Below are 6,285 nucleotides of genomic sequence, written 5' to 3' on the forward strand. Positions count from 1 at the left end.
CCAACTATAGATTCGCAAATAAAGTTGCGCAATAGAATTTGCGCAACTTTATTTGTGGGATTGCTATGCTGTGCTTATGAGCAACCATGAGCCACCGGTCACATTCACCACCCCCATGCTCAAGGCCATCGCAAACCCCTTGCGTCGGCAAATCCTTGACGCGCTTTCGGCAATGGAAACCGCACGCGCGGCAGACCTCGCGCAGGCTCTTGGCGTACCCGCGAACAAGGTCAGTTTCCATCTGCGTGAGCTGGCCAAAGCCGACATGATCGTTGAAGTTCCGGAACTGGCGCGCGATAGGCGTGACCGCGTATGGAAACCTGCGGCTCGCGGCTATACGACCGGCAAAGTGGGAGAGCGCCCGGAGGACCAGACCGGGACGGCTATGGATGCCTACCTCAGCCAAGTGGTCCATGACGAGCAACGCCGCCTGCAAGCGACGCTTCGGCATGCAGAAAGGCACTATCGCGGCGAAGAGTCCGGGGAGATTAAAGCGCAGATGCAAACGAGCAACCTGATGCTTACCCAAGATGAATGCGACGAACTCATGCGCCGCATGGAAGAAGTGATTCCGGCTTTCCGCGAGGATCTGAAAAACGGCAAAGTCACCAGTTCGCAGCCCGCGGGCGATCGTGAAATCTGGCATGTCATGAGCCTGTTCAACGCAGATTCGCTGTTGAACGAGTCACAAGAGGGCGATCAATCTTCGTAAAACCCGAGGTAAACGCACGCTGAGGTGGGGTCCTGAACTAAACTGGATTCTGGCTGGCTGTGGCCAAGGTATGCCACAAGCTATGAAGCCATCACAGATTGAAAGGTAGAACCCGATCTCATGAGCGAGCAGCTGACTCTCACCATTGACGGCGAGCAGGTACAGGTGGACGCGGGAACGACCGGTCTGCAGCATTTTGCCAACGATAAAGACGTGGTTGTCATGCACGTCGATGGCGTATTGCGCGACCTGGCCCGCGAATTGGAAGCCGGAACCACTGTCACCCGCGTAACCATCAATGATCCAGAAGGATTGGAGGTGCTGCGCCACTCGACCGCCCACGTGATGGCCCAGGCTGTGCAGCAGCTGCGCCCGGACTCCAAGCTGGGAATCGGCCCCTACATCACCGACGGTTTCTACTTCGACTTCGATGTCGAGGACCCATTCACCCCAGAAGACTTGAAGCAGCTGGAAAAGATGATGCAGAAGATCATCAACCAGAACCAGCTCTTTGTCCGCCGCGAAGTTTCCCCGGAGGAAGCCAAGGCTGAAATGGCCAACGAGCCATACAAGTGCGAGTTGTTGGCCAAGGCCGACTCCGCCGACACTTCCGGCGAAGGCGTCACCGTTGAGGTGGCCGCTGGCGAAACCACCATCTACGACAACGTGGACCGCAAGTCCGGCGACACTGTCTGGAAGGACCTGTGCCGCGGACCGCACCTGCCGAACACCAAGCTGATCAAGAACGCCTACGCGCTGACTCGCTCGGCTGCCGCCTACTGGCTGGGCAGCGAGAAGAACAAGCAGCTGCAGCGCATCTACGGCACCGCATGGCCAACCAAGGACGACCTGAAGGCCTACCAGGAGCGCCTGGCCGAAGCTGAGCGCCGCGACCACCGCAAGCTCGGTGCCGAACTGGACCTGTTCTCGTTCCCCGATGAGCTGGGCTCGGGCCTGCCGGTGTTCCACCCCAAGGGCGGCATCATCAAGCGCGAGATGGAAGACTACGTGCGCGACCGCCACGTCGAAGAAGGCTTCCAGTACGTGGGCACCCCGCACATCTCCAAGGATGGGCTGTTCCACACCTCGGGCCACCTGCCGTACTACGCGGACACCATGTTCCCGGCGCTGCACATCGATGAAGAGCGCGATGAAGATGGCAACATCACCAAGCAGGGCCAGGAATACCGCCTGAAGGCCATGAACTGCCCGATGCACAACCTGATCTTCCGCGGCCGCGGACGTTCATACCGTGAATTGCCGCTGCGCCTATTCGAATTCGGCCACGTCTACCGCTACGAGAAGTCCGGCGTGGTCCACGGCCTGACCCGCGTGCGCGGTTTCTCCCAGGACGACAGCCACTCCTACGTCACCAAGGAGCAGGCACCGGCCGAGGTTGAGCACCTGCTGAACTTCATGCTCTCGCTGTTGCGCGACTTCGGCATGGACGACTTCTACCTGGAGCTGTCCACCCGTGATCCGGAGTCGGACAAGTTCATCGGCTCGGATGAGCAGTGGGATGAAGCTACGGCCGTGCTGGAGCGCGTCGCCACCGAATCCGGCGTCGAACTTGTTGCCGACCCAGGCGGAGCCGCATTCTACGGTCCGAAGATCTCGGTCCAGGCCAAGGATGCCATCGGCCGTACCTGGCAGATGGGCACCGTGCAGTACGACTTCAACCAGCCAGCGCGCTTCGGTTTGGAGTACCAGGCTGCCGACGGTTCCCGCCAGGAACCAGTGATGATCCACGCTGCGAAGTTCGGTTCCATCGAGCGCTTCCTGGGCGTGCTCACCGAGCACTACGCAGGGGCCTTCCCTGCATGGCTCTCGCCGGTACAGGTTCGCGCGATCCCAGTGGCCGAGGCTTTCAACGACTACCTCGGTGAAGTTGTTGCCAAGCTCAAGGCGCAGGGTGTCCGCGTGGAACTGGATGACTCGACGGATCGCTTCCCGAAGAAGATCCGCAACGCGTCCAAGGACAAGGTTCCATTCGTGCTCATCGCCGGTGGCGAAGATGCCGATGCAAACGCCGTGTCCTTCCGCTTCCGCGATGGCAGCCAGGAGAACCAGGTTCCAGTCGACGATGCGGTAGCCCGCATCGTTGAAGCCATCAAGAGCCGCGACAACAACAACTAGTTCGGATAGGGAGTCCACCAAGCATGCAGGAACAAGCAGACCGGTCCGTCACCGACGACTTTGAACTCGCCGGAGTGCCGGATTCGTTCCAGCGCCTGTGGACTCCCTACCGGATGGCTTATATCAAGGGCGGACAGGACCAGGTCAAGGATGAGGCCAGTTGCCCATTCTGCGCAGGTCCTGGGCGTAGCGACGAAGAAGCGCTGATCGTGCACCGTGGCAAAACCTGCTACGTGATCCTGAATCTGTTCCCGTACAACCCGGGCCACCTGCTCGTGTGCCCGTACCGCCATGTGCCCAACTACACCGATATCACGGTGGAGGAGACGGCAGAAATGGCAGCGCTGGCGCAGCAGTCAATGCGGGTGCTGCGCAAGGTCTCCAACCCCGCCGGTTTCAACCTGGGCATGAACCAGGGCGAAGCCGGGGGAGCAGGCATCGCCGCGCACCTGCATCAGCACATCGTGCCGCGCTGGAACGGGGATGGGAACTTCTTCCCGATCATCGCGCAGACCAAGGCGATCCCGCAGACCTTGTCCGAGGTTCGCAGTGCCATTGCCGAAGCGTGGGACAGTGAAACCCCGAACTAGGCAATAGCTGGTACTTGGGTCCGGCAGAACATGGAAAAGTTCTGTCGGGCCCAACGTCATTTAATGCAAAAGCCACGATGTTGGCCTGCTGCAATGCAAGACCAAATAGACTGTTGCGGCATGTTGGAGCAACTTCTTTCTGAAATGAGCATCGTTGAATATTCCCAGGTCCCCTGAACCAATCGGCACCATCGAAGAAATCCGCGACTGGATTATTAGCGGATCCGAGCATGAAATGCGTTTCGCCATCCAAGGTGCAGCCCGCTACTCAATCGGCATGATTGATCAGCTGCTCGAAGACCTGAGCTACGAGCATGATGCCAACTGCGACAGGTTCCTGCGCGGTTGGCTCGATACCCTGGATCCGCTGGAACGGCTCGCGGCGGCTGTGGCCACCGAGCACCACTACCGCCTGGGGCTCGTAGGCACAGTACGGGCAGATGACCGCGCACTGCTCCAAGTGATGGAAGCGGTGAAGCCTGGGACTGATGAGCTGGCCGAATGCTTCAGCGGCATTCACGAACGCGCCGACGACCCCGATCCATCCTTCACCCGTGCCTACACCACGCAACTATTGGACTACGCCGAACAGCTGCAGGCAGTGGCAGAAAAGATTGGCAGGGGCGTACGCCTGGTGAAGCACATGTCGAATGAAGTGGTGCGCATGGAAACTGGCGCATATGACGCCAAGGAAAAACCAGCAAAAATCATTGTCGCTGAGCTACTGGAGGAAAACCTTCAACTGCGTGCAAAAATCATTTCTGACTAGTGGTTTAAGATTGAAAGGCTATGTTACGCACTAACCCTTGATCGGTGGATAAGTCTACCGGTACATCATTGTGACGCAACACGCGAGGTAATAAAGCAAAGCGATCCTACGATTACTGGCGTACCACCTCGCTTATTTCCCCGAAATTCTGGGGCAAAAGCGAGTCACCGCAGTGTCGAAAGGAACCCTCCTCACCATGTCTACGAACAACCAGAACTCCGTCGTCGGTTCGGACCGCGTCAAGCGCGGCATGGCCGAAATGCTCAAGGGCGGCGTCATCATGGACGTAGTCACCCCAGAGCAGGCACGCATCGCTGAAGATGCAGGTGCCGTGGCCGTCATGGCTCTGGAGCGCGTTCCTGCGGACATCCGTGCCCAGGGTGGCGTCTCGCGCATGAGCGACCCGGACATGATCGACGGCATCATCGCCGAGGTCTCCATCCCGGTAATGGCCAAGGCGCGCATCGGCCACTTTGTCGAGGCGCAGATCCTGCAGTCCCTCGGCGTCGACTACATCGACGAGTCCGAGGTCCTTTCGCCAGCAGACTACGAGAACCACATCGATAAGTGGCCTTTTACCGTTCCATTCGTTTGCGGTGCCACCAACCTCGGTGAGGCATTGCGCCGAATCAACGAAGGTGCCGCAATGATCCGCTCGAAGGGCGAAGCCGGCACCGGCGATGTTTCGAACGCCACCGGGCACATGCGCAAGATCCGTGCAGAGATCGCCAAGCTGGCCGCATTGCCGGAAGATGAGCTGTACGTGGCCGCCAAGGAGCTGCAGGCACCGTATGAGCTGGTCAAGGAAATCGCGCAGACCGGCAAGCTGCCGGTAGTGCTGTTCACCGCTGGCGGCATCGCCACCCCGGCCGACGCTGCGATGATGATGCAGCTGGGCGCCGACGGCGTGTTCGTCGGCTCGGGCATCTTCAAGTCCGGCAACCCAGTGCAGCGCGCCGAGGCCATCGTGAAGGCAACCACCTTCTTCGACAACCCGGACGAGCTAGCCAAGATCTCCCGCGGTCTGGGCGAAGCAATGGTCGGCATCAACGTCGCCGACGTGCCAGTGCCTCACCGCCTTTCGGAGCGCGGCTGGTAGGAACTGCGCTGAGTAGCTGATGACGAGGCCGAAGAAGTGGACAGATCAGTCCATTTCTTCGGCCTCGCTGCTTCTGTGCTGCCGGTAGTGATGCAGGGGCCCGATACGGCACGAGACTGCGATCTAGCCTTTGCCTCCAAGTGTTCTTTCCAGCCAGCATGAATCAACTGATTCCAGGTGGTGCGTTTACGAGCAGCAATCCGTCTCCGGCCCCGCCCAACCAGATTCGCTGCCTGGAATCGCGAGTACCTCGGCGCACCCCGATCACTTACTGCTCGACCGGAGCCGGCGGGACATCGATGGCGACCTGCTGGTGGTGCAGCCCTGGAGCAGGCATGCCGGTAGCGAAGTGCACCCCGGAGCCGCGAGCAATTTTCCTGTGGCAGACTATGTGCCATGAGCGAGATTATCTTCGATGCCGCGGTCACTCTCAATGGATACTTGGCCGACGAGAACCATAGCCTGCAATGGCTCTTTGACGTTCCGGGGTCCCAAGAGCCTGATACTGAACTATTGCCTGAAAACGTTGGTGTGCATGTCGAAGGCGCGAACACCTATATGTGGATGATCGAGAATGAACAGCTCATGGAAAATCCGCAAAAGTGGCATGAATACTATCCGGGGGTCAAGACCTATGTCTTCACTTCGAGGGAGTTGCCCATTCCAGATGGGGCTGATGTGCAGCTGGTGAACGGACCAGTTGCGCAGTTCTTGCCGGCAATTCGTGACAGTGCAGGGGAGAAGAATGTTTGGGTACTTGGCGGCGGTGAACTGCTGGGGCAATTCCTGGATGTCGATGCCCTCGATGTCTTGGCATTGACTATCGCCCCGGCCGCGCTATCCTCTGGTGCGCCCGTACTGCCACGAACTATTTCCAGCGAGCGCCTCGAACTGGTTGAAGCGCGGCAAGCCGGACCGTTCGCCCGGCTTGTCTATCGAGTCATCAAATCGCGGTAAGGCCATTCGAGAAAGCTCAGCC

The 6,285-nt window shown here is 59.2% G+C and carries 6 protein-coding genes; all 6 read left to right on the forward strand.

All coding sequences use genetic code 11. The features are described from left to right. The first annotated feature begins 76 nt into the window (after positions 1–76). Positions 77–712: a winged helix-turn-helix domain-containing protein gene (locus ACNPN0_RS04415; RefSeq protein WP_332486082.1), complete on the forward strand. Its 636-nt coding sequence runs from the start codon at positions 77–79 to the stop codon at positions 710–712. 120 nt (positions 713–832) lie between these two features. Next, entirely contained in the window at positions 833–2,848 is a 2,016-nt protein-coding gene (gene thrS / locus ACNPN0_RS04420; RefSeq protein ID WP_105658264.1) for a threonine--tRNA ligase, read from the forward strand. Between the two features lie 23 nt (positions 2,849–2,871). Beyond that, on the forward strand, positions 2,872–3,438 hold the full coding sequence (locus ACNPN0_RS04425; RefSeq protein WP_448937299.1) for an HIT family protein: 567 nt from the start codon (positions 2,872–2,874) through the stop codon (positions 3,436–3,438). Between the two features lie 154 nt (positions 3,439–3,592). Further along, on the forward strand, positions 3,593–4,207 hold the full coding sequence (locus tag ACNPN0_RS04430) for a hypothetical protein (RefSeq protein ID WP_434690575.1): 615 nt from the start codon (positions 3,593–3,595) through the stop codon (positions 4,205–4,207). Between the two features lie 196 nt (positions 4,208–4,403). Further along, positions 4,404–5,306, forward strand: a complete 903-nt coding sequence (gene pdxS / locus ACNPN0_RS04435; protein ID WP_105658267.1) for a pyridoxal 5'-phosphate synthase lyase subunit PdxS — start codon at positions 4,404–4,406, stop codon at positions 5,304–5,306. A gap of 396 nt (positions 5,307–5,702) precedes the next feature. After that, on the forward strand, positions 5,703–6,263 hold the full coding sequence (locus tag ACNPN0_RS04440) for a dihydrofolate reductase family protein (RefSeq protein ID WP_448937300.1): 561 nt from the start codon (positions 5,703–5,705) through the stop codon (positions 6,261–6,263). Positions 6,264–6,285 lie beyond the last annotated feature (22 nt).

This window comes from Glutamicibacter sp. AGC84 (genome assembly GCF_053543575.1).